The organism is Amycolatopsis sp. NBC_01286, from assembly GCF_035982555.1.
Classification (GTDB): domain Bacteria; phylum Actinomycetota; class Actinomycetes; order Mycobacteriales; family Pseudonocardiaceae; genus Amycolatopsis.
This window is the reverse complement of record NZ_CP108428.1, coordinates 6,893,280-6,919,623: the sequence shown is the minus strand read 5'-3', so window position 1 is coordinate 6,919,623 and position 26,344 is coordinate 6,893,280. Positions and strand designations below refer to the sequence as shown.

Sequence of the window (26,344 nt, the reverse complement as noted above, 5' to 3'; positions counted from 1 at the left end):
TCCTGCGTTCCGGTGCTCTCGCATCCGGCGGCCGCGCCGCTCGTGCCGTTTGGCGGGCTTGTCCGAACCGGCTGGAGCGTCGCGGCCGCGCGGTGCGCGTTAGGGTTCGCTGTATGCGAGGACAGGCGGCCTTGTGGCTGTTCGCCGATCAGCTCGGGCCCCACTTCCACAGCACGCCGGAGCACCACGACCGGGAGGTGCTGCTGATCCGGTCGGCCACCGCGTTCGCCGCGAAACCGTTCCACCGGCAGAAGCTGCACCTGGTCCAGGCCGCCCTGTACCGGCTGGCCGAGGACCTCGGCGACCGCGTCACCCTGCTCGACGCCCCGGACTACCGGACCGGGCTGCGCCGCTTCGGGCGGCCGGTGGTGGTGCACGAGCCGAACTCCCACGCCGCGGACGCACTCGTCCGCCGATTGCGGGACGAAGGCGTCGTCGAGGCCATCCTGCCCACACCGGGGTTCGTCCGGTCCAAAGAGGACTTCGCGAAGTGGGCGTCCGGGCGGAAGCGGTTCGTCATGGAGGACTTCTACCGCGACCAGCGCAGCCGGTTCGAGATACTCCTGGAACCGGACGGCTCGCCCGCGGGCGGGCACTGGAACTACGATCGCGACAACCGCGAGCCGCCGCCGAAGACCACCCGCCTCGACGTCCCCGCACCGTGGCAGCCGCGGGAGAATCCGATCGACGAGCGGGTCCGCGCCGAACTCGACCAGGCCGAGCGCGCCGGGACGATCCACCCCGTCGGCGTCGACGGCCCGCGCCGGTTCGCCGTCGGACACGACGAGGCGCAGCGCGCGCTCCGCCGCTTCCTCGACCACCGCCTGGCCGCGTTCGGCCCGCACCAGGACGCGATGCTGACCCACGACTGGGCGATGGCGCACGCCCTGTTGTCGGTCCCGCTCAACCTCGGGCTGCTGGACCCGCTGGACGTCGTGCGCCAGGCCGAGCAGCGGTGGCGCGACGGGGCCGCGTCCCTGGAAAGCGTCGAGGGCTTCGTCCGCCAGGTGCTCGGCTGGCGCGAGTGGGTGTGGCACCTGTACTGGCACCTGGGCCCGGATTACTTGCGCCGCAACGCGTTGCAGGCCCGCCGCAAACTACCGGACTGGTGGTGGCAGCTGGACGCGGACGCCGTCGAAGCGGCCTGCCTGCGGACCGCGCTGGCCGGCGTCCGCGACCGCGGCTACGCCCACCACATCGAACGGCTGATGGTGCTCGGGAACCACGCACTGCAGCGCGGCTACGACCCGGCCGAGCTGAACGCCTGGTTCGCCACGGCGTTCGTCGACGGCTTCCCGTGGGTGATGCCCGCCAACGTGATCGGCATGAGCCAGTACGCCGACGGCGGCATCGTCGGGACCAAGCCGTACGCCGCCGGCGGCGCGTACATCCACCGGATGAGCGACCACTGCGGCGGCTGCGTCTACGACCCGAAGCAGCGGACGGGGCCGCGCGCGTGCCCGTTCACCGCGGGATACTGGGCGTTCCTCGACCGCAACGCCGAGCGGCTGCGCGGGAACCACCGGATGCGGCAGCCGCTGAACGGCCTGCGCCGGCTGGCCGACCTCGACGAGGTCGTCGCCCGGGAAGCCGAGCGCGACCACTTCTGAGCGGACACGCCGGCAAACGCCGCTGCTCAGCTGCAGCTCCGCCGGATGCGGGCGATCAAGCCCGACCGGCCTGCCGGAGACGTCCACGACGCGGACGTTTGGTCACCTCCGACCAGTGGGTACCTGCGCCACATGGCGCGACAAGTCCGTGTCGGCCATGACGAAGGTGGGTGGGACGGATGTCCGCGCAACCGGGGGAATCCGAGCACAGCACGTCCAGCACGAGCGACGCGATCTACGACCTCGACACGACCGCCACCAGGGAGATTCGCCGGCACGTCCGCGACCTGCTCGCGAGCTACCGCGGGATCCCGGTCGACGACGCGGTCCTCGTGATCGACGAACTGGTCAGCAACGCCCACCAGCACGGGCAGTCGCCGCGCACCTGCCGCCTCACGTTCGGCGGCCGGGGCCGATCCCTCCGCGTCGAAGTGGATGACGCCTCCCCCCACCAGCCCCGCATCCGCACCGCGGACGAGACCGGTGGCCGCGGGCTGATGCTGGTCGACCGGCTCGCCCCGGCGTGGGGAGTGACCCACCACGCCCACACCAAGACCGTCTGGGCCGAACTCGCCTTGGACCGCGCGGGCCACGCTCCCCACTTGGCCACGACGCAAGACTGGTCCCGCTGACGTGTCCTCCGATCGCGTCGGATACCGCAGCGGTGAGGCGCGGCGCGTCCTCGCCCGCCCGATACCGCTCGCAACCGCGAGCCGGCCGCCGGCCGAGGCGCCACCGCCTGGGCTGGGCATCGTCGACCGTGCCGTGAACGGCACCTGCGTGGTCACAGTGACCGGCGAAATCGACGGGGAAACCGCGGCGCACCTGCGGACAGCGGTCACCACCGCGATCGACAGCACCTCCGGTGACGCCTGCGTCCTGGATCTGACGCAGGTCGGCTTCCTCGACTCGGCCGGGCTCGCCGCGCTCCTCGCGGCCAACACACACGCAGAGGCGCACCGGAAGCCGTTGCGCATCGTCGTGGACTCCAACAGCCCCGTCATCCGCCCCATCGAAGTCACCGGTCTCGATGTCGTGCTGCGGCTGTACCACACCGTCGGCGAAGCACTCGATGCCGGAAACCGGACCGATCACGCCGTCCGACGTCCGGACGCGTAGCCCGGGCGCGACACCGAACACAGCCGGCTGAGTCGTCACCACAGGGCTCGTAGGGGTACCATGGGTCTGGCTCGGAGGCATTCGTACGCGGTCGCTCAACCCGCGTCGTCTCCGCTGGCCGGCTGACTTGTGTCAGCTGTCGAGGACAGTGTTGCCGGCCGGGATCCCCCGGTGCCGCTCGCAGTCCCGCAGGTCCTGCACACCGCTCGTCGCTTCCGGCTTGACCGGGGAGGCGGCAGCCACCGACCTGCATCGTTTCTCGAAAGGATTATGTATCAGTACTCCCACAACGGACAGTTCGCTGTTCAGCCACCCTGTCGTCCAGCAATCCCGGGCCCAGGTTCATCCCACAGCGCAGAATGATCGCTACGGGAGCTTGTTCCTCGCGCCGCCCCCGTCCGTCGGCGTGTCATCGGAGGACTGGACCGAGCCGGCGCCCAGGCCGGTACGCAACCAGCCCGGCAAGCGTTCGGGCCGCCCCGCCGGTCGTCGCCAGAGCCGCTAGCACAGCCAGGAGCCGTGACCGCAACAACGGAAGCCGGCCCGCCTCCAACGCACTTCGTCACGTCCGCCCACAGCTCCGGGTGACCCGGGCAGCGGCCTGGACCGCTGCGGATCGCCGCTCAGCCACGACTCGAACCCGACGTGCTTGCCTGCCGCGCGCAGGAACCCTCTGACGAGACGTGTTGCGTGACACCCACCACGCCGGGAGGAGCCGCGCCGAGGTGCGGGATGAGGCAGGCGCCTTGATCCGGCCGATTCGGCCTTCGGTGGGTGCCCGACTCAAGCTGATGGCCGGTGGCGAGTCCGGTGGTGTCCCCGAGCGGCATCCACAGCGCCGGCCTCAGGCGGCTGTAGCTCGCTTGCTTCCGACGCAGGCGCGGACGATTCTCTTGGGCCAGGCCGATTCCGCCTGCTTGCCCTTGGCCGAGATGGCCCGCACGGTTGTCACGCGACGGTGCTGGACACGACCCGGCCGGCTGGAACCGCGAACGCGCTTGACGGGTTTGCCGTACCTACTGAGCCAAGTTCACCTCGGACTCGGGCGACGGTCGGCCGGATTTCCACCCTTCTGGTCAGGCTGGCGTACCAGTACCGTCATGGGATGGACCAGCCAGAGCGAGACCTGGCGAGGTTTCAGTCTGTGAGCCGGCGTGAGGCTGCGGCTGACGCCCGTGACAACGAGTCCGATGAGCGTGATCGGCGGGACGAGGTGGCCCGCGTCAGGGATCGGGCCGATGAACTGAGAACCAAGGTTGCCGAGCAGATCCGGCGACGCGTCGAGCTGGTGGCGCGGTCCCGGGAGATGCTGGATCGCCTGCTGCGGCGGCTGGACCGGATCGAGGCGGTACTCGACGCACCCACCACGCGGGCACATCGGAAACGGGCCGAGTTCGAGTCGACCGAGACCGGCAAGCCATCACTCGGCCCAGCGGATGGGGACGAGGAGGTTCCGGCGGCGCGCCTGCGGGTGCCGAGTCCGCGGCGGGCTCGCCCGGCGGCCGGTCCGAGCGGAAGCCGGTCGCCCAGGGCCGAGTCCAAGCTCCTGAAGGGACACTCCTCAGCACCGTCTGTGAGCTGATGGCAGTACGGCGACAGCACCACCGGTACTCATGATCGGCGACGAGGCGCACCTTGTCGGATTCGCACAGTCCACTTCGACCTGTAGCCACGTCGGCTCGACGACGTGGTCATCCTCCACGCGGCGACCGTCCCGGCTCAGGGCCGGGCTGCGCGCCTGCGCGATCACCGGGTGTCGAGTTCGTCCGTCAGAGCCGCGTCGATCTTCGCGGAGGCTCGGCGCAGCGTCCGGCGAGCCACCGAGAGCAGGGCCACGGTGGCGACGAGCCCGGCCATCGCCCACACAGTGCCGCTGTCGTCGGCCGGGACCACGGCCAGGACGACCAAAGCATACAGAAGAAAGCGATTCCGATCAGCTGCGCGAATCGGCCGCTGGCGGGACACGCGATTCTGCATGGCTGGGAATACGTGTCCAGGAATACTCATCGGCTAACCTCCCGAACGGTGTGGATCAGCCATTAGAGCTACTCACACGACGTCATTGCAACTCGTCGCGACCGTGATCCACTCGAACGAGTGAACAGTGAAGTGAGCCGCCACCCGGAAGGCGCCTTCTAGTTTTCTCCATGCCAACAACACATTCATGTTTGACGCCGTTGCCGTCCACAGCACTGAGCAGGTGGCCGCTACGAGGTTCTTGATCGCGACAACGTTGTCGACAACGAAACGTTCGGAACGATGATCGTTTCAAGCCGGCAGGCCGCGTCGATCTGGCCACCGATCTCCCACAGTCAGATCGTAATCTCCCCTGATCACCGCCGGTGCCGACCGGGCCTACGTCGTCTCCGCACCGGCCACGGCCCGGAAAACGACTTCGACGTGCTGATCCTCGACGTCATGATGCCCGGCGTCGACGGCCTCGGCGTCTGCCACGTCCTGCGCGCCGAAGGCGACCAGACACCGATCCCCACGCTCACCGCCCGCGTCGAAACCGCCGACCGGGTCGCCGGGTTCGACGCCGACGACCGACTTGGTCACATCGACCACGCGGAAGTACGCGACAGCCGAGACGTCGACGCTCACATGTCCCGCGTGATGATCCCCTGGGACTGGATCGGCATCGTCACGATCCGCAGCGACACCTGCCGCAGTACGTCCACGGTCGGGATGATCAGCGTGCTCCGTCGCCAGCTCTCGTCGTCATGCGCCCGCATGCCGGCCTCCCGTCCTCGTCGTTTCGTACTGAGCGCGCCCGGCTTCGGCGCGGTCCCGAATCCCCATGAGCATCTTCCGGCTCATCACGAAGCTGACCGCCTCGACCGGCTCGATCAGCAAGCCCGCCCAGCGGCGCGAGTAGCCGTATCGTTCGCGCATCACCAGCCGCGTCGAGCCGTCCGGTCGGTCGCGTAGGACGAAGGCCCAGGTGCAGTCGTAGGGCGCCGCGGCCTTTCCCATCGGCACAGCGCCTCGCAGCACCAGGGCCCGACCTTCCTCGAGGCCGGCGACGGCCATCGAGACGTCCGGGTGGAGCTTCACCTCGTCGCCCACCTCGACGTGCTGCCATGCGGCGACGATGCGCTCGGCGCTGTGGATGTCGCAGCCCACCAGGTTTTCCAGGACGTCGTAGCTGTAGAACCCGCCGCGTGCCTGGCCCAGCTGGGCGAGCCACGGCCACACTTGTGACGCGGGCGCGGTGATCGTGATGGCACGGGTCGCCACGAGATCGGGCTCAGCGATGAGATCGTCCCCGGCCAGGGCCGCGATGACTTCGTGATGGTCGGCGCCCCAACGCAGCTGCCACTTCCTGAGGGCCGGCATCGCGAGCAACAACACACCGAGCGCGCCGGCCACCCACAGCCGGTCTTTCCTTGCTGTCACCGCATCATCGTGATGAGCCGTCATGGTCGTCTCCTTTGGCGGCCTCGACTCCGGACAACAACGACGGCAGCGTCAAGCTCACGACCGCGACGGCCGTGGCCACGGTGGCGAGCGCGCCGGACATCAGGTAGGGCGGCCTGGCGCAGGACCGGTCCGTCGGGCCTGCCGGTCCGGGTACCCCGGCGTTCGGCAAGAGTCATGACCGGACTCTGCGACCGGACGCCCTGGTGGCTGAAGAGTCCTTGGTCCCTCGGGAACAGGTCTCCCGGTCCTTTCTGCGTCAGGCGACGCGTCGACGTCACCGCCCGCCGAGGCACACGAGGTCTTCTGTCCACGGCTGCGGAGCAGTTCGGCCCTGTGCCCGGCGACGCGATGACCTGGACAATCGGGATGGAATGTTCGCCACACCATTGATGGGACACGATCATGCGAGTGCCGACACCTCTCAGGCCGTGCGCCCCGTGATCGACACCGCCATCCGGCCGCCGGCGCACACGATCGAAGCGGCCGAGACGATCACCCTGCTCGAGACCGACGAGCAAACCGGTTTGACCGAAGCCGAGGCCACCGCACGGAATGTCCACAACGGACTGAACGTGCTCCCGACCGGCCGGGCCACCTCCGCGCTCGGCCGGTTCTTCCGCCAGTTCAACGATCCGCTCGTCTACGTCCTGCTCGTCTCGGCCGGCGTGACCCTGAGTCTCGGCCAGTTCGTCGACTCAAGCGTGATCTTCGCCGTCGTGCTGCTCAACGCGGTCGTCGGACTGCTCCAGGAATCGCGGGCCGAGCACGCGCTCGCCGCGCTGGCCGGCATGGTGGCCACCGAGGTCCGGGTGGTGCGCGACGGTGTCCCCGTCCGGATCCGGGCGGAAAAGCTGGCCGTCGGAGATCTCGTGCACCTCCGCGCCGGGGACAAGGTCGCGGCCGACTACCTGCTGCTGTCGGCGCACGAGCTGCAGATCGACGAATCCGCGCTCACCGGTGAGGCCGCGCCCGTCACGAAGACACCCGGGGCGCTCCCCTGGGCCACCGCGCTCGCCGATCGGCGGAACATCGCGCACGCGGGCACCGTCGTGACCCGGGGCGAGGGCGCGGCCGTCGTCGTGGCGATCGGCGCGGGCACCGAGCTGGGGCTGATCAACCAGCTCATGACCGCCACCGGCGTGCCGACCACGCCGTTGACGCGCAAGCTGTCCGGGTTCAGCCGCCGGCTCTCGGTCGGCATCGTGGCGCTGGCGGTCGTCCTGTTCGTCATCGGGTTGCTGCGGGGCTACCGGGCCGGGGAGATGTTCACCGCGGCGGTGACGATGGCGGTGGGCGCGATTCCCGAAGGCCTGCCGGCCGCGGTGTCCATCGTGCTGGCGATCGGCGTCGTCCGGATGGCCCGGCGCGGCGCGATCGTCCGGCGGCTGCCGTCCGTGGAGACGCTGGGCGGCACCACCGTCATCTGCACCGACAAGACCGGCACCCTCACCACCAACCGGATGACCGTGACCACCGTGGTCGCCGGCGGCCGCACCCACGAGTGGGCCGGCGGCGCCCCGCTCCCTCCTGCGCTGCGGGAGTGCCTGCTCGTCGGCGTGCTGTGCAATGACGCGCAACCGGCCGGCGGCACCGATGCGGCAGTCGGCGATCCGACCGAAACCGCCCTGCTCATCGCGGCGCAGGAAGCCGGGCTGGACATCGGCGCGGAACGGTCCGCCCGGCCGCGCGTCGACGTGCTGCCCTTCGAGTCCGGGCGGAACCTGATGGCGACGGTGCACCGGACCGCCGACGGCCGGTTGACCGGATACCTGAAGGGGGCTCCCGAAACGGTCCTCGCACTGTGCCACGACCAGCTGCGGGAAGACGGGACCGTCGAGCCGCTGGCGACGAGTGCGCAACGCGAGACCGCGGAAACCTTCGCCCGCCGAGGTTTGCGGGTACTGGCCTTCGCGACGTTCACCCCCGCGCGCGACGACGCCTTTCCCGGCGAGGCGTCGCCGGAAGGACTGACCCTCGTCGGTTTCCAGGCCATGCACGATCCGCCGCGCCCGGCCGCGGTGGCATCCGTAGCGGCGTGCCGGCGGGCCGGGATCGCGGTCAAGATGATCACCGGCGACCACGGCGAAACCGCACGCGCGATCGCCCGGACCTTCGCGCTGGCCGACGGGGAACCGAAAGTCCTCACCGGGGCCGAAATCGCCGTCACCCCGGACGACACCCTCGCCGGCGTGGACGTCTTCGCCCGCGTTTCCCCGGAACAGAAACTGCGGCTGGTCACCCTCCTGCAGGAGCGCGGCGACGTGGTCGCGATGACCGGCGACGGGGTCAACGACGCGCCCGCTCTGCGCAAGGCCGACATCGGCGTCGCGATGGGCCGCAGCGGGACCGAAGTCGCCAAGGAGGCCGCCGACATGGTCCTGGCGAACGACGACTTCGCCACCATCGAAGCCGCCGTCGAAGAAGGCCGGGCCGTGTTCGACAACATCCGCAAGTTCATGGCCTGGACACTGCCGACCAACATCGCCGAAGGACTGGTCATCCTGGTCGCGATCGTGCTCGGTGCCCAGCTGCCGATGCTCCCGGTCCAGGTGCTGTGGATCAACATGACCACCGCGGTCTTCCTCGGCCTCTCGCTGGCCTTCGAACCGAAGGAAACGGGCATCATGGCTCGCCGGCCCCGTCCGCCGGGGCAGGCGCTGATGACCACCGACCTGCTCAGGCGGATCACGCTCGTCTCGGTCATCCTCGTCGCGGGTTCGTTCGCGGTGTTCACCTGGCAGCTGCGCGCCGGCGCGTCCGTCACCGACGCACGCTCGGTCACGATCACCGTGTTCGTGTTCGCGCAGATCGCGTACCTGTTCAGCTGCCGGTCCCTCGACCGGTTCCGGCCGACGGGCTGGAACCCCTGGGTGCTCGGCGGCGTCGCCGTCATGATCGCGCTGCAGGTGTCGATCCTCTACGTCCCGCTGATGAACGAGCTGTTCCACACCGCGCCGCTGACCGTCGGTGGGTGGCTGCTGGTGCTCGGCCTCGCCGTCACCACGTTCCTGGTCGCCGAGGTCGACAAGTTCCTCTGGCGCCCCGGACGCCGGCACCGCGCCGACCGGCCGGAACCCCTGGTTCCGGCGGCGACGCGGTGAGCGGCCTTCGAGGTCTGCTCAGTTCACGGTGTGGGTGACTGGACGACCAGAAGCGGGCAGGTGGCGTGGTGGATCAGCGCCTGGCTCGTCGACCCCGTCAGCATGCCGGAGAAGCCACCGAGGCCGCGGCTCCCGACCACGAGCAGCTGGGCGTCGGCGGAGTGGTCGAGCAGGCAGCGCACCGGGTGGTCCCGCGCGACGACGCGCCGAACCGTGACGTCCGGGTACTTCTCCTGCCAGCCGGCGAGCCGTTCCGCCAGGAGTTCGCGTTCGTTGCCCTCGAGGGCGTCGAAGTCGTCGAGCAGCTGCTGGCCGAGGGTGTGTGCGGTGCCCGCGGAGACCGACAGCCAGCTGTGCACGGCGACCAGATCCGCTCCCCGCGACGACGCCTCGTCGAAGGCCACCGCGATCGCGGGCTCGTTCGCCGGGGAGCCGTCCATGCCGAGCACCACCGGGCCGTTCTCACGGCCGCCGCCACGGACCACCACGATCGGGCACCGGCCCCGCGCGACCATCGCCACCACCGTGGAACCGGTCAGCATGCCGCTGAACCCGCCCAGTCCTCGGGAGCCGAGCGCGACCAGGCGGGCGTCCGCCGCGGCCTCGAGCAGTTCGGTCACCGGGCTACCCGTCGCCAGGTCGGCGTGGATCTCCAGGTCGGGGTGGCCTGACCGGATGGCGGCCTCGGCGTCGGCGAGCCACTGGCGGCCCTGCGTTTCCAGGACCTCGGAGAATCCGTCCGGTGGCCGGACGCCGGCGCCGTAGGACAGCGCGGGCATCGACACCGCGTGCACGACCCGCACCGGCAGATGCCGGCGCGCGGCCTCGTCGCCCGCCCAGCGCGCGGCTTGCAACGCCGAAGCCGATCCGTCCACGCCGACGATGATCTGCTGCCTGGTTGTGTTGTCGGCCATGAGAGGAACTCCTCGAGTGTCGCGAACTGGTGGAACCCGAGCCTGTTCCTCCGGGAAAGCCGGGCACCAGAGGATTCCACCGCGTTTCCCGGTGACTTTCTTCCCTGCTTCCCGCGCGCGACCGGCCGGACGGTGCACCAAAGTCACCGCGATCCGGGGATTTCGGCACCAGTGCCCGGCCCGCACGACGGCCCATGCTCTGGGCACAACCAAAAAGGAGACCACGATGTCCGTCCAGGACCGCAGCCCGTCCCCGACCACCCCCTTCATCCCCAGCCAGACAGCGCGGACAGCCGAGCGGCCCAAGCCGGGCTCCTCCGCTCGCGGCCCGGCGCTCGCCGTCCTGCGCATCATGATGGGCCTGACGTTCCTCTGGGCCTTCCTCGACAAACTGTTCGGACTGGGCTACTCCACCAGCCCGGCGCAAGCCTGGATCAGCGGCGGCTCCCCGACCAAGGGCTTCCTCGGCCACGTCCAAGTCGGCCCCATGCAGTCGACGCTGCGCGACTGGGCCGGCGCCGGCTGGGCCGACTGGCTGTTCATGCTCGCCCTGCTCGGCCTCGGCATCGCCCTCCTGCTCGGCGTGGCCCTGCGCCCGGCCGCCGCCGCCGGCACCATCCTGCTCGCACTCATGTGGATCGCCGAATGGCCACTCGCCCAGTCCACCTCGGCCGGCACAGCCACGTCCTCGACCAACCCCCTGATCGACTACCACCTCGTCTACCTCGTCGTCCTCATCGCCCTGGCCGCCTTCGCCGCGGGTGACACCTGGGGCCTCGGCCACCGCTGGGCGAAGCTGGACCTCGTCCGCCGCACCCCCTGGCTCCGCTGAAAAGAACGCGTCCGATCCACAAAGGACACTGCGACACCATAGGAGAACACCGTGCAAGCCATGACAACGGTCGGCGACGTGATGACCCGCGAGGTGATCACCGTCGCGCCGGAGCTGCCGTTCAAGGACCTCGTCCAGGTGATCGTCACCCACGGCGTCAGCGCCGTGCCGGTGGTGACCCCGGACGGCGCCGTGATCGGCGTGGTGACCGAGGCGGACCTGCTCTGCCGCCAAGCGCACGAAGACGACGTACCCGGTGCCGGCTGCCCGCACTTCGCCGGTCATCTGACCAAAGAGGACTGGCGCAAAGCCGCCGGTCAGACCGCGGCGACACTGATGTCCACGGCATCCGACACCACCTCGCCCGCCGCCACCTTGCCCGCGGTCGCCCGTCTGCTCACGCAGAACAACGTCCGCCGGTTGTTCGTGCTGCAGGACGAGAAGCTGGTCGGCGTCATCGCTCGACGCGACGTGCTCCGGAGCTTCCTGCGCACCGACGACGACCTGCAGTCCGACGTCGACCGCACCGTGTTCGACGAAGCCTTGCACGCCAACCGGAACAACGTGCGCGCGAGCGTCGAGCACGGGGTGGTCCTGCTGACCGGCCGGCTCGAGTACGAGGCCGACGTGGCGACCGCGGAACGCATGACCCGCGCGGTCGCCGGCGTCGTGGACGTCCGCAACCGGATGGACTTCGTCTGGACCGGCCACCGCGCGCACAGCACCGCGACCTGAACACGCTCGAAAGGGGACACATCATGCGGTTGGGTGTCGCGGGTGCGCTGGTCGGTGGCGAGTACCGGAAGGGCGACGTCGAGGTGGACCGGGAAACCGGACGGGTGAGCGCGATCGGGGTCGCGGCCGCCGGAACCGGCTTGGCTGTGCCCGGCCTGATCGACCTGCAGGTCAACGGGTTCGCCGGCGTCGACGATCGCCGCGATCACGACGGCGGACCTGGCCCGGTCGCGCCCGGGCGGCGCACGGATCCTGGGCGTCCACCTGGAGAGGCCTTTCCTGTCCCCGAAACGGGCCGGAACCCATCCTGCGGAGCTGCTGCGCGCCCCGGACATCGAGCTGACCGAACGGCTGCTGGCCGCCGGGTCGGTCACTCAGGTGACGCTGGCGCCGGAGCTGCCCGGGGCGCTGGAACTGGTCGTGTTCCTGGTGCGCAGCGGGGTCCGCGTCTCCTGCGGGCACAGCGACGCGGCGCCCGGCTGGTCACCCACCTCTTCGACGCGATGCGGCCGTTCACCCACCGCGACCCCGGAATCGTGGGCGCGGCACTGACCCGTGACGACGTCGCGGTCGGGGTGATCGCCGATCCCAGTCACCTCTCGCCCGAAGCGATCCGGCTCGCCTTCCGGGCGGCACGTGGCCGGGTCGTCCTCGTCACCGACGACCTGGCCGCGGGCGGGTGCCCGGACGGGGACCTACCGGATGGGCTCGGTCGAGTTCACGGTGACCGGCGGTGTCGCCCGCCGGCTTCCTGCCCGACCGCGGCATCGGTCTCCTACGCCCCGGCGACCGAGCCGACGTGCTCGTCCTCGACGGCTCGCCGGGCGTCCGCGACGTCCTCCACGAGGCCGATCCCTCGGCCCCTGATCCGCCACCGAGACGCATGCTCGCCGACGAAGATGGGCAGGGAGAAACGATGCCGACATCCGGGAACCGGGAACAACCGAGGCGTACCGGCGCCGCACGGACCAGCCGGGCACTCATCGCGATCAAGGTCGTCCACACCCTCGTCTGGCTGTCCGTCGAGTCGTGCGTGGCCTACCTGCTGTACGCGGGATTCGCGAAGCGCAGCGACCGGCGCGCCGCGATCGCCGGCGCCGTGGTCGTCACCGAATGCGCGGTCTTCATCGCCAACGGGCTGCGCTGCCCCCTGACCGACGTCGCCGAGTCACTCGGCGACGACCACGGCTCGGTCACCGACATCTACCTGCCGCCCTGGCTCGCCAGGAACCTGCCGGCCATCCACGTCCCGCTGGTGATCCTGACGATCGTCCTGCACCTCGGGAACCTTCGCCGGCGAGCGAGCCGGACGACGAACGCCGCCACCCCGGCGCGCACGTTCAGGGCTGGTGCAGGACCTCTTCCACCGCCCGGCGTGGCCCGGCCGGATCCGGTTCACTGCTGTACCCGACGCGCATGAGAACCTGCGGGAACCCGCTCAATGTCAGATCCGCGCGCAGAGCGGCCCTGATCGGTTCGAGGTGCAGTGGCTGCGTGAGCACGGCGGCCACCAGCCCCAGGTCGACCGCGGTCAGCCAGGCGCGTTCCATCGCGTACCCGGCCCGGACGTGGTCGGCGCGGGTGTCGTCGGCGGTGACGAAGACCAGCAAGGACTCCGCGGCCAAGCGCGCCTCGATCTCCGCGGTGTCGGGCAGCTCGGTGGCGCGGCGGATCAGCCCGGCCCAGGGCACCGATCCCGCCGGCACGCGGCTCGCGGGAAGGCCGACCCCGTGCCGGTGGGCCTGTTCGTCGCGGATCGTCCACAGCGACAGTTCTCGCTGGTAGGCACCGTCAGCCTTGAAGTGCTCCGCGGCGACGTGCAGCAGCCTGGCCACCACGGCGACCTCCCTGCCGGGCCGGACCAGGCGGGCCTCGACACCCGGCACCGCGCCCGTCTCGCCGATCAGCCGCAACGCGACCGCCGGGACCGGGGCGTCTTCGAAGGGCGCGCGGTGACTGGCACGGCGGGCGATCGCGCCGAACCGGTGCAGGTCCGCCGCGGTGGGCGCCGCCGCGGTCCCGGCGGCGATGCGGGCCACGACGTCGGGCCGCGCCGGGTCGGGCAGGAGTTCGACGCCCGGCGCCCGGCCGAGCGTCCGGACCGCGACTTCGAGGTTGGCCACGGCGGCACCGCAGGACGCGGCCCGGTCCCGGCCGAGCGGGTCGTGCTGGGGAAGGCGCAGCTCGGTGCGTTCACGCACGACGAGTTCGTCCGGTCCGATGTCGAGCAGCCACGGCTGGAGGTTGTGCACCGACGGTGCCCGCGTCATCGACTGCACGAGCACCTCGGTCTCGGTCTTCGTCCAATCCCCGGCCATCGCCGCTCCCTCCACAATGGATGATCCGATCAGCCGGTTCGCCGCGATAACGGCCAGCGGCGGCAAGTCCTTGCCGGAGCGAGGTGCATCGCCGACGCTACGGTTCCGCCGCCGGCCCGGATATCGGCGTTCGTCCACTTGCCGAGGGACTTTCGTCGCCTGGCCGCCGCGCTGGAGCCGGCCACCGGACCGGGTCGTCGGGACTTCCGGCATCTCGGCGTGGAAGGCAGTGTCGAAGCAGGCGACGACCGGGACGTCCGGCGCACCTCCCGCGACAGCGGCTGGTGGTTCGGGCCAGCGCGGTGAGTTGTTCGAGGCTTGCGAGCAGTTCGCCGGCGCTTTCTGCTCCCCACCGTGGACGAACCGGACGGCTATCGCGTCCACATCGGACCAGCGACGGATCGACTGGGCGACCGCGCCGGGGTCGGCCAGGTCCCACGCGGTCCAGCCGACCGCGGTGCCGTCGGCGACCAGCGAAACCTTCATGCTCGGCGAACCGGGGTTCAGGGTCAGCACTCGCACGGCATTCCTCCGGCGTCTCAGTCCCGCAACCGGCGCAGGAACGGGTCGGTGAGCGCGGGCCGTTCGAACCGGGCGCGGACGTCGAGCACCGTGCAGCCCTCGGAGCGGACCCGCACCGGGTTGAGGTCCAGTTCGGCGAGCTCGGGAACGAGCTCGGCCAGCCGGCTGACCTTCAGCAGCAGCTCGCGCAAGGCCGCCCGGTCGAGCCGCGCCGCCCAGAGCTCTTTCGCCGAGCGCAGGCCGTCGAGCAGCAGGTCGGCGTCGGCCCCGGCGAGCGGGGCCAGGCGAGCGGCGCGATCGGCGATCAGGTCGGTGTCGACACCGCCGAGGCCGAACACGACCAGGGGCCCGAACACCGGGTCCGAGCGCACGCCGACCAGCACTTCCCGGCCTGGTTCGGCCATCGGCTGGACGGTGACCCCGCGCAGGGCGGCGCCGAACCGGGAGCGCAAGGTGCGGAACGCGCCGGGGATCTCGGCACCGCGCACGTTCAGCAGTACGCCTCCGCCTGCCGACTTGTGCAACAGGCCTTCGGCGTCGGCCTTCAGCACGACCGCCGAGGCCGGGTCGAAGACCACGGCATCCATCGAGTCGCCGGTCTTGACGTACGTCGTTTCCACCATCGGGATGCCGGCCAGGCGCAGCAGTTCGACGGCGTCCGCGGGCGCCAGCCAGCCTTCGCGTCCGGCGGCGAACGCGCGCAATGCATCGGGATCTTCCAGCGGGGTCAGGGATCCGCCGGTGTCGGGCCGGTTCAGCCACTCCTCGTAGCGGACGAGCCGGGCCAGGACGGCGGCGGCCGCGGCCGGGTCGTCGTAGCACGCCGTCACCCCGGTGCCGGGCACCAGCGGGGCGACGCGGGCGCGCTGCCCGGGCCGCACCGCGAAGACGGTCTTGAACTCGGGCAGGAGCACGGCGGCGAGCGCGGTCCCGGGGTCGCCGACCGCGGTCGGTACGGTCGCGGCGATCACCGCGTCCACGCCGTCGTCGGCCAGCACGGCGCGCAGGGCGTCGGCGAACACCTCCGCGGGGACGGCCGCGGTCGTGTCGACCGGGTTCCGCACCGCGGCTTCGGCCGGCAACAGCTTCGCGAGCCGTGCCCGGGTGTCGTCGGACAGCTCCGCCATCACCAGGCCTTCGCGCTCGCAGGCGTCCGCGGCCAGTACCCCGGCGCCACCGGCGTTGCTGACCACGGCCACGCGAGGCCCGCCCGGCAGCAGCTGCCAGGACAGCCCGGCGATCACGTCGACCAGCTCGGCGACGGTGTCGACGGCGATGATCCCGGCCTGTTCGAACAACGCGTCACGCGTGACGGCGGGGGTCGCGGCGGCGGCGGTGTGCGACGCGGCGGCGCGCTGCGCGGTCCCGCCGCTGCCCGAGCGGACGGCGAGTACCGGACGGGTACTGGCCAGCTGCCGGGCGACGCGGCTGAACTTGCGGGGGTTGCCGAACGATTCGAGGTAGAGCACGGCGATTTCGGTCCGGCGGTCGGCCGTCCACCACATCAGCAGGTCGTTGCCGCTGACGTCGTACTTGTCGCCGGTCGAGACCAGGCTCGACATGCCGAGACCGAGATCGCCGAGCGACTCCGCGAGCGCGATCCCCACACCGCCGGACTGGGTGACCACGCCGATGTTGCCGGGTTCGACCTTCCCGGCCAGGAACGTCAGGTTCAGCGGGCAGACGGGGTCGGTGGAGACGATGCCGAGGCAGTTGGGGCCGACCAGCCGCATGCCGTAGCGGCTGACGGCTTCGCGGACCCGGGTCCCCGCCGGGGTCCCGGTCAGGCCGGAGGAGATCACGAGCACGGCGCGCACGCCCCGCTCGCCGCACGCCTCGACGGCGTCGGCGGCGGCCGCGGCGGGCAGGCAGATCACGGCGAGTTCGGGCGTCCGGGACAGCTCGGCGACGCTCGCCGCGCACGGCACGCCGAGGATCTCGCCGGCGTGCGGGTTCACCACCTCGACCGGACCCGGGTAGCCGGACGCGACCAGGTTGGCCAGGACCGCGTGTCCGACCGATCCGGACCGCCGTCCCGCGCCGATCACCGCGATCGAGGCAGGCTTGAGCACGTGGGCCAGGCTGGCTGCATCGGCGACGGAGTCGCGCTTCAGCACCGCGTCCAGGTAGGCGGTGTCCTCCTCGAGGACCATCACGACGTCCCGCTCGGGGCCGCCGACGCTCGCCTCGAACCGCAGCCCGAGGTCGGCGAAGACGTGGATGATCTTGGCGTTCTCGGCGAGCACTTCGGCGACGAAGCGCTTCAGGCCCGTCTGCCGGGCGTGGGAGACGAGGTGTTCCATCAGCAGGGTCGCGACCCCCTGCGTGCGCACGGCCGCGTCCACGACGAGCGCGACTTCGGCGTCGGTGGAGTCCTTCAGGACTTCGTAGTTCGCCACGCCGACGAGCTCACCGCGCAGGTAGCAGCCCACGGCGTAGTGGCCAGGACCCGTCTCCGCGGCGATCTCCCCGGCGAGTTTGTCCAATATGGACGGTCGAGCGCCGAAGAACCGGAAGTAGGTGTCCTGCTCGGTGAGCCGGGTGTGCAGGCCCAGCACCTCGGCGGTGTCGGCCGGGTGCAACGGGCGCACCAGCACCACGTCGCCGTCCGCGAGCAGGGCTCGGGAGCCCACGTCCACACTCATGCTGTCCCTCCTCGGGCGGCACCAGGACGGTCTGGCGTCGCCTGTCAAGGAGACCTCGGACCGGGGGCGCCGCGACGCGGCCGGACTACCCGAACTCCGAGGACCTTCGTCACCGAAGTGCGCTGCGATCAGCCGAGCGGCGCCGACCACTCCAGCTTCACGCCGCCCTCGGGCCCCGGTTCGCGGGTGAACCGCCCGCCCGCGGCTTCCGCGCGGTCGCGCAAGTTGCCGAGACCGCTCGGCGAGATGTCGGCGGGGATGCCCTTGCCGTCGTCGATCACCACGATGCGCAGCACGTTGTCCTTCACCGCGACCGACACGGACAACGTCGAGGCCTCCGCGTGCCGGACGGCGTTGCTGACCGCCTCGCGCACCACCGCTTCGACGTGCTCGGCCAGCTGTGCGGGCACCGTGTCGAGCGTGCCGGACATGCTGATCGTCGGGTGCACCGGTGCGTCGTCGGTGAGTTCGGCGATCGCGTCGTGCAGCCGGTGCCGCAGCCTCATCCCGGTCTCCCCCGCCGCGCCGCCGTGCAGGTCGAAGATGGCGGTGCGGATCTCCTGCACGATCTCGTGCATCTGCTCGATGCTGTCCCCGAGCCGCTTCTGCAGCTCCGGTGACTTCGTGCGCCGCTGCGTGCTCTGCAACGACAGGCCCACCGCGAACAGCCGCTGGATCACGTGGTCGTGCAGGTCACGGGCGATCCGATCGCGGTCGCCGAGCACGTCCAGCTCGCGGGCGGCCCGCTGCTGCGCCGCCAGCTGCAGCGCCAGCGCGGCCTGATCGGCGAAGGACGCGACGACCGAGAGCTGGGTGGCACCGAACGGCGGCGCACCCGTCTCCCGGACCGTGATGAGCACGCCGCTCGTGCGGTCACCGGCTCGCAGCGGCACGACCAGTGCCGGCCCGAAGCGGTATTCGCCGAGCGCGAGTTCAGGGACGCTGCGCGGCGTCCGGTCCCGGTACACCGCGCCGGGCACACTGCCTTCGAGGTCGATGTGCAGGCCCGACAGCTCGGCCGCCCGGGCCCCGGCGCAGACGGTGACGGTGAGGTCGTCGGCGTCGTTGCCCCAGTCTTCGTCGACGTCGAGCCGGCCGGAGTTCGGCAGGGCGAGCATCGTGACGTCGGAGCCGGTCAGCTCCAGGGCGCGGGTCGCGATGGTGTCGAGCGCTTCGGCCGGGTCGGTGCCGCCCAGCAGTTCGGTCGTCACCTCGCTGGTCGCGGCCAGCCACTGCTGCCGCACGCGTGCCTGCTCGTAGAGGTGGGCGTTCTCGATCGCGATGCCGGCCGCGGCCGCCAGTGCCTGCACGACGACCTCGTCGTCGTCGGTGAACGGCTCGCCGTTCTTCTTCTCGGTCAGGTACAGCCGGCCGAACACCTCGTCACGCACCCGGACCGGCACGCCGAGGAACGAGTGCATCGGCGGGTGGTGTGCCGGGAAACCGGCCGACGCCGGATGGGCCGAGATCTCCTCGAGCCGCAACGGTTTCGCTTCTTCGATGACCACGCCCAAGACACCGTGCCCCTCGGGCAGGTGGCCGATCAGCCGGCGGGCCTCGTCGTCGATCCCGAGGTAGATGAACTGGGACAGGGAGCCGTCGTCGGCGAGCACGCCCAGCGCACCGTACTTCGCCTCGCCGAGCTCGATCGCGGCCTGCACGATGCGCCGCAGCGTGGCGTCCAGCTCCAGCCCGGACGCGACGGCCAGCACCGCGTCCAGCAGGCCGTCCATCTTGTCGCGGGTGCCGATCAGCAGCTCGATCCGATCCTGCAGATCGCGCAGGACCTCGCGCAGCCGCAGCCCCGACAGCGTCCCGGCCGTCCGCCGGGAGCCGTAGTCGGGCTGCTGTCCGGATTCGTTCACCGACACCGTGCCCACGACCTTCACCTTGTCCACTCCAGCCTCACCGCTGGTGACTTTCTCCCCTTTCCGCCGTCCGGTGGCACGAGAGACCGTCACTGGAAGCTGTCCGGAACCACAGTGTGCCGCCCGACGGCACCGAGAGGGAACCATGACACCACCCATCACCTCGATCGGCCTGCTGGATCCCGATCAGGTGAAGTCCGTGCTCGGGGCGGCGGTGCTCGCACCGTCGACGCGCAACACGCAGCCCTGGCGGTTCCGCTGCACGGCCGCGGGGATCGAGCTGCACGCCGATCCGGACCGCGCGTTGCCGGTGGCCGACGCCGACCAGCGGGAACTGCTGCTCTCCTGCGGGGCCGCGTTGTTCAACCTGCGCACCGCGATCCACGCGCTGGGCGCGCACCCGGCCACCACGCTGCTGCCCCGCCGTGACAACCCGACGTTGCTCGCGGTGATCCGGCCGTTCGCGGCCCGCAAGCCCGACCGGCGGCTCGTCCGGCTGGCCGACGCGATCCCCCGGCGCCACACGAACCGCGCCCCGTTCGAGACGGTCGTGATCCCGGACGCGGTCGTCGCCGAGCTGCGCCACGCCGCCGAGGCCGAGCAGGCTTGGCTGCCCCGGCTGGACGCGCACCAGTTGGACCGGTTGCGCGACCTGGTGCACAAGAGCCACCACGCTCAGGTGACCGATCCCGCGTTCATGGCCGAGTGGCGGCAGTGGACCGCTCGCCCCCAGGACAGCCGGGACGGCGTCCCCGACGGGATGCCTTCGGATGACAGCGACCGGATCTCGGGCGACTTCGGCTCGCCACGGCGGGGCCTGGCCGACGACTCCGATCCACTGGTCGTGGTCGTCGGCTCCTTCGATGACAAGCAGGCCGACCGGATCCGGGCCGGCCAGGCGATGCAGCGGGTCCTGCTGACGGCCACCGCCGCCGGATTCGACGCGTCGTTCGTCCCGCAGCCGGTCGAGGTCCCCGCGGTCCGGGCGGAGCTGCGCACCCTGCTGGGCGGCGGGCTGTGGCCGCAGGTCGTGCTGCGCCTCGGCCACGGCACGCCGGCGTCGTGGACGCCGCGCCGTTCGCTGGACGACGTCCTGCTGGAACCGGACCGGCTCAGCGCCTAGTTCCGTGCTGGCGCAGCTCGGTGGCGAGGACGGCGGCCTGGGTGCGGCGTTCCATGCCCAGCTTGGTCAGCAGGCGCGAGACGTAGTTCTTGACGGTCTTCTCGGCCAGGAACATCCGCTCGGAGATCTGCCGGTTGGTCAGGCCTTCGCCGATCAGCTCCAGCAGCTTCCGCTCCTGGTCGGACAGGTCGGACAACGGGCCTTTCTTCGCCTGGCTCTCGCGCAGCTTGGCCATCAGCGCGGCCGTCGCGTGCGCGTCGAGCAGCGACTTGCCCGCGCCGACGTCCTGGACCGCCGAGACCAGGTCCATGCCCTTGATGTCCTTGATGACGAACCCGCTGGCCCCGGCCATCACCGCGTCGAGCATCGCCTGCTCGTCGGTGTAGGACGTCAGCATCAAGACCTTCAGCTCCGGCAGCTTGGAACGCAGCTCGCGGGCCAGCTCGATGCCGTTGCCGTCGGGCAGGCGGACGTCGAGCACCGCGACGTCGGGGTCGAGCGCCGGGATCCGGGCCAAGGCCTGCGAGACGCTGCCGGCCTGGCCGATCACGGTCAGCTCTTCGTCCTCGTCCAGCAGGTCGGCAACGCCGCGGCGGACGACCTCGTGGTCGTCGACGAGAAAGACGCGGAGCATCTCCGACCTCCTGTGACGGGAAACATCTTCGACGGGATCAGCGTACGACCGTGAGAGTCTTCGGGAAGACGACCAAAGACCTCCAACCGGCGCCGGAGGTCACTTCGGGGCGACGCACTCGGCGGGCCGCGAAGTAGTTCGCGGCCCGCCGAGTGCGTCCACCGGTCAGTACGATGCCGCCGGGCATCGAGCCGCGGTCATGCCTTCCGCTCCGGGCGGACGACGAGCACCGGGCACTGGGCGTGCTGAACCAGCGCTTGGCTGGTCGAGCCGAGGAGCATGCCGGTGAAGCCGCCGCGGCCGTGACTGCCGACGACGACCAGTTGCGCGGTCTCACTCGCCTCGAGCAGCATGTGGCGGGGCCGGTCGCGCACCAGCAGGGGCCGAACCTCGACGTCGGGGTACTTCTCCCGCCAGCCCGCGAGCCGCTCTGCCATCAGCCGCTGCTCCCCCTCTTCGAGGGTCTCGGGCTGGGTGAGGATCCGGGCGGTGCCGTGGGTGTCCTCGTAGGTGACGTCGTTCCACGCGTGGACCGCGACCAGCGGGACACCGCGCAGGGAGGCCTCCTCGAACGCGACGCCGAGCGCGGGCTCGCTGTTGGCGCTGCCGTCGATGCCGACCACGACCGGGCCCGAGTCCGGAACCATCGAGGTGTCCTCGCGTCCGCGGATGAGGGCGACCGGACTGTGCGCGTGGCTCGCGACCGTGGCCGCGGTCGCGCCGACCAGCATGCCGGTGAACCCGCCGGCGCCGCTCCGGCCGACGACGAGCATCCGGGCGTGCCGGGACTCGTCGATGAGCATCGGCACGGGCGGGGCGTTCGGCAGTTCCGTCGTGATGACGAGGTCCTTGTCGATGGACGTCGCGAGGCCGCGGGCGTCGGCGATGATCCGTTCACCGTCGGCCTGGATCGCGTCGAACAACGCACCGGCGCCGGCGCCAGGCAGGCCACCGCCGTAGTAGAGGCTGGTGAGCTGCAGCCCGTGCACGATCCGCAGCTGCAGGTGACGCAGGGACGCGGTCTTGGCGGCCCACGCGAGCGCGGCCGTGGAACCGGCGGAGCCGTCCACGCCCACGGTGATCCTCGGGTCGATGGTGTTCATCGGTTCTGCTCCTGACCTGCATAAGCGGTGTCGGCGGTGACGACGCCGGGCACGGCCAGCGCCGGCAGCTGGGCGACGTGCCGGTCGGGGTCGTCGTCGTCGACCACGGGGAGCGCGGTGAAGCCGTGCGTGGACAGCAGCTCGGCCGCCTCCTTGGCGGACGTCCACGGCTGCACGGTGATCACCGGCGCGGTCATCAGGTCGCGTGCTCGCATCGGGTGTCCCTGCCTTTCGTCTCACTTCCCAACCTAGGAAGGCGGCACCCCGGGCACAGCTGGCGTCGGTCACCGGTCGCGGGGACTTACGTCCCTTCGACCGGATACGTCCACAAAGGACGAAGATCCTTGCGCAGGTCGTGCCATGCCCCGGGCACCCAGCTGGTCAGCGCGAGCGGCGCCGGTCACTCCCGCAGGTGCTCACGACCCGGTCCCGGCCAGCTGGGGTCGCACGACGGCCACCGGGCACGGCGAGTGCACGATGAGCGCCTGGCTCGTCGAGCCCGTCAGCATGCCGGTGAACCCACCGAGACCGCGGCAACCGACCACGATGAGCTGAGCGTCCTCCCCGCGCTCCAGCAGCGTGCGTACCGGCCGCCCGCGGGTGACGTCGAACTCGATCGGGATGTCCGGGTACTTTTCCTGCCAGCCGGCCATCTGCTCGGTGAGCTTCGCGCGTTCGGTGCGCTCGATGGCGGCCGCGTCCACGTGCAGCGGATAGAGCCGCGGCACGTCGTCGGTGAGGATTTCGGTCCAGGCGTGCACCACGGTCAGCCCGGTTCCCCGCAACTGCGCCTCTTCGCAGGCGAACGCCAACGCGGCTTCACTGTCGGGTGAGCCGTCGGCGCCGACGAGCACCGGACCGGTGACCGGCGGCGGGCTGTGCGGCGTCCGGCCGCGAACCACGACGATCGGGCAGTGCGCGTGCGCCACCACCGACACGGCGGTCGACCCGACGAGCAGACCGGTGAAGCCGCCGAGCCCGCGCGAGCCCAGCACCACCAGCTCGGCGTGCTGCGACTCCTGGATCAACGCGGTGACCGGGCTCCATTCCCGGGCGGCCGTGGTGATCTCGAGGCCCGGGTGCTCGGCGAGTACGGCGGCCCGCGCGTCGGCGAGCCACTCTTCGGCCCGTTCCGCCAGGCCTTCCCGCACCTGGTCCAGCGATCCGAACGCGATCGGGGAGCGCACATTCGGCAGGGTGTAGACCTGCACCAGCCGCAGCGGGCGGCCCCGGCGGCGGGCCTCGGTACCGGCCCACACGGCTGCCTGCACCGCCGAGGACGAACCGTCGATCCCGGCGACGATGAATCCGTACATGGGTTTCCTTCCTTCAACGGTCACAGTGGACGGATCAGACGTGGCTCGGCAGCTCGGGCGGAACCGGGGTGACCGGCGGGCCGGCGTGGTGCGCTCGGTGCGCGGCGAACCCGATGAGCAGGGCGCCACCCGCCAGCAGTACCGCGCCGGCGAGCAGCAAGCCGAGGGCGATCCAGCCGATCGCGGGCGCGGTCGCTCCGGCTTCGGCGCGCACGGAGATCCCGCGCGAGCCGTCGGCGTTCATCACGACGGCGGTCCACTGCCCGTCACCGACCGGCCAGGAGACGGTCTGAGTGCCTGAGCCGGACGCGGTCGCCGTCCACACACCGGCGTCACCGGGCGGGGTGGCCGGCGCTCCGCCGGGGTGCACTCGATCACCGGAGCGGTTGCCGGCCACGCTGCCCAAGGTCGTGAACTCGGTCCCGGCCAGGTAGCCGGCGACGGCTTCGGAACGGCCGATGCCCACGAAGAGCGGGTGGCCGTCGGTAGCGGTCGCGCGGATCCGGACATCCCCGACGGCCGTGACGACGTCCGGCGCGCCGGAAATCCGCACCGGGTCGGTCAGAACCGCGTAGCTGTCCGACGCCAGCGTCGTGGAGCCGGTGAGGTAACCGTCGGCGTCGCGTTGCGTGCGGTCGGCCCACAGCAGTGCGCCGCCGCCGGTCAGCAGGCCCATCGCGCCGAGCAGCAGCACCGCGCCGGAGACCGCGGCGACGATCCGCCCGCCGGTCCAGGTGGACGCGTGCGCCGGCTGAGGTTGCGGGTGCGGTGGTTCGGCAGCGGCCTCGGTGCCGCCCATGTCCAGGCGGAACGGCGGGTACTCGTCGGTCATCAGCGAGACGTAGGCCGCGACGCGCAGCACCCAGCGGTCCATGCCGAGCACGAAGTCGAAGATCGGCCGCGGGTAGCGACCGGTGAACAGCAGCACCACCCCGGCGACCAGCACCAGCACGCCGACGAGACCCCCGGCGGCCCAGTCGAAGCCACCATCGCTGCCGTCGCCGTTGCCGAACATCAGCCAGCTGCCGCCGCCGGCGAACACGCCGACGATCACGAAGTGCGGGATGGCCAGCAGCCACCACTTCACGAGCACCAGCCCACGCGAAAGCCGCTCCGGATAGGCGATCTCGAGCCGCGCCGGGTAATCGGGGACGTCGGCGAAGGTGAACGGCGGGTAGCGGTCGGTGCCGAGCCCGGCGTAGGAGTAGTACTGCACCCGCCAGCTCCAGCGCAGCACACCGGAGGTGAAGGCGAAGAGCGAGCGCGGGTAGCGGCCGGTCACCAGGATCGCGAAGAACGCCGCGATGGTGACGAACGGGTAGGCGAACCACAGGAACGCCAGCACGACGTAGTGCGGGATCGCGAGGAGCCACTTGACCAGCCACAGTCCGCGCGACAGCGGCTCGTCCAGGGTGGCTTCGACCCGGACCGGGTAGCTGCGTGGCGCCGTCATGACCGGCTCCCGGCAACCTCGGTCACCGCGAGGGTGGCGCCGATTTCGCGGCCCCAGGACCGGATCGACGGCCAGTCGCGGTAGTCGCCGTCCTTGACGCGCAACGCGGCGACCATCGCCCGCTCCGAGAGGTGCAAGGCGTGGTGCTCGATCTTCCCGCCGAACAGCCGGTGCCCGCGAGCCCCGAGCCGCATCACCACGTCGGCGGCGCCGGCCGGCTCGTCGGCCTGCTGGTCCCGTTCGCCGACGGGGCCGCTGGAGAACACCCAGACCGGTAGCCTGCGGAGTTCGTCCACGAAGGTCTCGGCGAACTTGACGGCCGGCTCGAGCCAGTGTCCCATGTAGACAGCCGAACCGAGGACCACGGCGTCGTAGCCCTCGACCGAAGTCACCAGGCTCGCGTCGCGGGTCTCTATCTGTGACCGCACGCCGGCGTAGGTCAGCGCCGCGCCGGACGCGGTGGCGATGTTCTCGGCGATTTCCCTGGTGGCGCCATGTCGGCTGGCCACCGTCACGAGGATTCTCATGCTTCCACCCTCACGCGGGGGCGGCTCCCGGTTCAGGGGCGAATGTCCCCTGGGACTTGCCGAAAGTCACTGAGTCCGGCCTGCGGCTCGGGCCCGGTTCTCCTTGCTGTGCCGTCCACGATCGTCGTCAGCCACGCCGCACGGGCAGTCGACGATCCTCCCGTAGTAGCGCACAAGCGCGTGGATGGCGAGTCTCTCCCGACACCTCCGCCCGATCCCGAGGTGGTCAGGGCCGCGCTCAAGCGCCTGGACGCGGCTCGGACCCCTTGATCCGTTCGACGAGCTCGTCGCGGAACTCCCGCACCGCCTGAAACTCCGGTTCGTCGCCGGTCGCCCGCTTCAACGCGCCTTCCAGGATCTTCAGCCCCTGGCCTTCGTCGCCGCGCGCATCCGCCTGCCTCGCGGCGTTCTCCATGGCTTTGGCGAGCTTGGTCCGCGCCTCGGGTTCCTGGGCGGCCTTGGTGATCCGGATCCAGTTACCGCCCGGATCGACGACGGTGAACCCGGTGTACCGGTCGTTGCGCAGCCGCGGCCGGGTCATCCGCGGGATTCCGGAGACGAGCAGTTTCCCGTGCACGGAACGCATCCCCGCCGCGAAGGCCTCGAACAGCTCGCCGGTGTCCGCCACGATGACCAGGCACGTGCTGTACGACTGCGCCGGGTCGTAGTCGTCCATCCCGAAGAAGTGCAGATTGATGTCTTCCCGCCGCACCGCGACGTGCGGGTTCGGCCGCGTCTGCCGATAGGTGATCTCGAAGCCGAGCATCTCGTAGAACGACGCGATCTCATCGATGGAAGGACAGGGCAGGAGCGGAATGGTCAGTTCGTTGGTCACCGCCCGAAGGTAAGCCCGGACCTGCCGAAACGACACGGAGCTATTTGCTCATGCGAACAGCGTTACAGCCGATGTCCGCTCCGTTCGGCCACGTGCGTCCACCCGCGAGCACGACGTCCTGACTGTTGCGAATCGACCGACGGCCGCGCACTCGTTCCCAGGCGGGCGGCGACCGGTGCACCGTGCCCCGGTGTCGGCTGCACGCGTAGGCCTGAGAACGCAACATGCCGTACGAAGGCGCCGAGCCCCGCGCCCAGTCGGCGCCT

22 protein-coding genes and 2 pseudogenes are annotated in these 26,344 nt (G+C 70.9%); 10 read left to right on the top strand and 14 right to left on the bottom strand.

The features are described 5' to 3' along the window. Window positions 1-113 precede the first annotated feature (113 nt). From OG570_RS32590 to OG570_RS32575, 4 genes are all read left to right on the top strand, one after another. Complete coding sequence (locus OG570_RS32590) at window positions 114-1,610, top strand: cryptochrome/photolyase family protein (protein ID WP_326952887.1); 1,497 nt, start codon at window positions 114-116, stop codon at window positions 1,608-1,610. A 179-nt stretch (window positions 1,611-1,789) separates the two neighbouring features. Further along, window positions 1,790-2,242, top strand: coding sequence for an ATP-binding protein (locus OG570_RS32585; RefSeq protein WP_326952886.1), 453 nt, complete (start codon window positions 1,790-1,792; stop codon window positions 2,240-2,242). A gap of 1 nt (window position 2,243) precedes the next feature. After that, a complete protein-coding gene (locus OG570_RS32580) occupies window positions 2,244-2,729 on the top strand; it encodes an STAS domain-containing protein (RefSeq protein ID WP_326952885.1) in 486 nt (161 codons plus the stop codon). Between the two features lie 1,105 nt (window positions 2,730-3,834). Continuing rightward, window positions 3,835-4,311 carry a hypothetical protein gene (locus OG570_RS32575; RefSeq protein ID WP_326952884.1) on the top strand — a complete coding sequence of 159 codons (477 nt, stop codon included), beginning with the start codon at window positions 3,835-3,837 and terminating at the stop codon, window positions 4,309-4,311. A gap of 164 nt (window positions 4,312-4,475) precedes the next feature. Here the strand turns inward: OG570_RS32575 and OG570_RS32570 are convergent, their stop codons facing one another. Continuing rightward, window positions 4,476-4,637, bottom strand: coding sequence for a hypothetical protein (locus tag OG570_RS32570; protein ID WP_326952883.1), 162 nt, complete (start codon window positions 4,635-4,637; stop codon window positions 4,476-4,478). Between the two features lie 351 nt (window positions 4,638-4,988). On the opposite strand from OG570_RS32570, the pseudogene OG570_RS48415 reads away from it, so the two are divergent. Further along, window positions 4,989-5,210: pseudogene (locus OG570_RS48415) on the top strand (hypothetical protein); the annotation flags it as partial. 119 nt (window positions 5,211-5,329) lie between these two features. On the opposite strand, the gene OG570_RS32560 reads toward OG570_RS48415, so the two are convergent. Further along, entirely contained in the window at window positions 5,330-5,464 is a 135-nt protein-coding gene (locus tag OG570_RS32560; RefSeq protein ID WP_326960375.1) for a hypothetical protein, read from the bottom strand. Then, window positions 5,451-6,152 carry an SRPBCC family protein gene (locus OG570_RS32555; RefSeq protein WP_326952882.1) on the bottom strand — a complete coding sequence of 234 codons (702 nt, stop codon included), beginning with the start codon at window positions 6,150-6,152 and terminating at the stop codon, window positions 5,451-5,453. The genes OG570_RS32560 and OG570_RS32555 overlap by 14 nt, the downstream gene beginning before the upstream one ends. Before the next feature lie 437 nt (window positions 6,153-6,589). Between OG570_RS32555 and OG570_RS32550 the strand changes: the two genes are divergently transcribed. Beyond that, a complete protein-coding gene (locus OG570_RS32550) occupies window positions 6,590-9,253 on the top strand; it encodes a cation-translocating P-type ATPase (protein ID WP_326952881.1) in 2,664 nt (887 codons plus the stop codon). 23 nt (window positions 9,254-9,276) lie between these two features. Here OG570_RS32550 and OG570_RS32545 read toward each other — a convergent pair whose 3' ends face one another. After that, complete coding sequence (locus OG570_RS32545; RefSeq protein ID WP_326952880.1) at window positions 9,277-10,167, bottom strand: universal stress protein; 891 nt, start codon at window positions 10,165-10,167, stop codon at window positions 9,277-9,279. 226 nt (window positions 10,168-10,393) lie between these two features. On the opposite strand from OG570_RS32545, the gene OG570_RS32540 reads away from it, so the two are divergent. From OG570_RS32540 to OG570_RS32530, 3 genes are all read left to right on the top strand, one after another. Next, window positions 10,394-10,999, top strand: coding sequence for a DoxX family membrane protein (locus tag OG570_RS32540; RefSeq protein ID WP_326952879.1), 606 nt, complete (start codon window positions 10,394-10,396; stop codon window positions 10,997-10,999). 60 nt (window positions 11,000-11,059) lie between these two features. After that, on the top strand, window positions 11,060-11,734 hold the full coding sequence (locus OG570_RS32535) for a CBS domain-containing protein (protein WP_326952878.1): 675 nt from the start codon (window positions 11,060-11,062) through the stop codon (window positions 11,732-11,734). 733 nt (window positions 11,735-12,467) lie between these two features. Further along, window positions 12,468-13,154: a hypothetical protein gene (locus tag OG570_RS32530; RefSeq protein ID WP_326952877.1), complete on the top strand. Its 687-nt coding sequence runs from the start codon at window positions 12,468-12,470 to the stop codon at window positions 13,152-13,154. Here the strand turns inward: OG570_RS32530 and OG570_RS32525 are convergent. The 3 genes from OG570_RS32525 to OG570_RS32515 all read right to left on the bottom strand — a co-directional run bounded on the left by OG570_RS32525 (window position 13,075) and on the right by OG570_RS32515 (window position 19,099). Next, window positions 13,075-14,574: an Acg family FMN-binding oxidoreductase gene (locus OG570_RS32525; RefSeq protein WP_326952876.1), complete on the bottom strand. Its 1,500-nt coding sequence runs from the start codon at window positions 14,572-14,574 to the stop codon at window positions 13,075-13,077. The two genes, OG570_RS32530 and OG570_RS32525, sit on opposite strands and share 80 nt — an antisense overlap. A gap of 17 nt (window positions 14,575-14,591) precedes the next feature. Beyond that, on the bottom strand, window positions 14,592-17,219 hold the full coding sequence (locus tag OG570_RS32520; RefSeq protein WP_326952875.1) for a GNAT family N-acetyltransferase: 2,628 nt from the start codon (window positions 17,217-17,219) through the stop codon (window positions 14,592-14,594). 128 nt (window positions 17,220-17,347) lie between these two features. Next, window positions 17,348-19,099, bottom strand: a complete 1,752-nt coding sequence (locus OG570_RS32515; RefSeq protein ID WP_326960226.1) for a sensor histidine kinase — start codon at window positions 19,097-19,099, stop codon at window positions 17,348-17,350. 133 nt (window positions 19,100-19,232) lie between these two features. On the opposite strand from OG570_RS32515, the gene OG570_RS32510 reads away from it, so the two are divergent. Next, a complete protein-coding gene (locus tag OG570_RS32510) occupies window positions 19,233-20,210 on the top strand; it encodes an Acg family FMN-binding oxidoreductase (RefSeq protein WP_326952874.1) in 978 nt (325 codons plus the stop codon). Here OG570_RS32510 and OG570_RS32505 read toward each other — a convergent pair. The 7 genes and pseudogenes from OG570_RS32505 to OG570_RS32475 form a co-directional block, all read right to left on the bottom strand. Beyond that, window positions 20,200-20,844 carry a response regulator transcription factor gene (locus OG570_RS32505; RefSeq protein ID WP_326952873.1) on the bottom strand — a complete coding sequence of 215 codons (645 nt, stop codon included), beginning with the start codon at window positions 20,842-20,844 and terminating at the stop codon, window positions 20,200-20,202. The genes OG570_RS32510 and OG570_RS32505 overlap by 11 nt on opposite strands. A 197-nt stretch (window positions 20,845-21,041) precedes the next feature. Further along, complete coding sequence (locus OG570_RS32500) at window positions 21,042-21,947, bottom strand: universal stress protein (protein ID WP_326952872.1); 906 nt, start codon at window positions 21,945-21,947, stop codon at window positions 21,042-21,044. Window positions 21,948-22,036: 89 nt separating this feature from the next. After that, window positions 22,037-22,162: pseudogene (locus OG570_RS32495) on the bottom strand (CBS domain-containing protein); the annotation flags it as partial. Between the two features lie 201 nt (window positions 22,163-22,363). Then, on the bottom strand, window positions 22,364-23,263 hold the full coding sequence (locus OG570_RS32490) for a universal stress protein (RefSeq protein WP_326952871.1): 900 nt from the start codon (window positions 23,261-23,263) through the stop codon (window positions 22,364-22,366). 34 nt (window positions 23,264-23,297) lie between these two features. Next, on the bottom strand, window positions 23,298-24,716 hold the full coding sequence (locus OG570_RS32485; RefSeq protein WP_326952870.1) for a DUF4389 domain-containing protein: 1,419 nt from the start codon (window positions 24,714-24,716) through the stop codon (window positions 23,298-23,300). Then, window positions 24,713-25,243: a flavodoxin domain-containing protein gene (locus OG570_RS32480; protein WP_326952869.1), complete on the bottom strand. Its 531-nt coding sequence runs from the start codon at window positions 25,241-25,243 to the stop codon at window positions 24,713-24,715. The genes OG570_RS32485 and OG570_RS32480 overlap by 4 nt, the downstream gene beginning before the upstream one ends. Before the next feature lie 238 nt (window positions 25,244-25,481). Then, window positions 25,482-26,078 (bottom strand): hypothetical protein, encoded by a 597-nt coding sequence (locus tag OG570_RS32475; protein ID WP_326952868.1) that lies wholly within the window; start codon window positions 26,076-26,078, stop codon window positions 25,482-25,484. Window positions 26,079-26,344 lie beyond the last annotated feature (266 nt).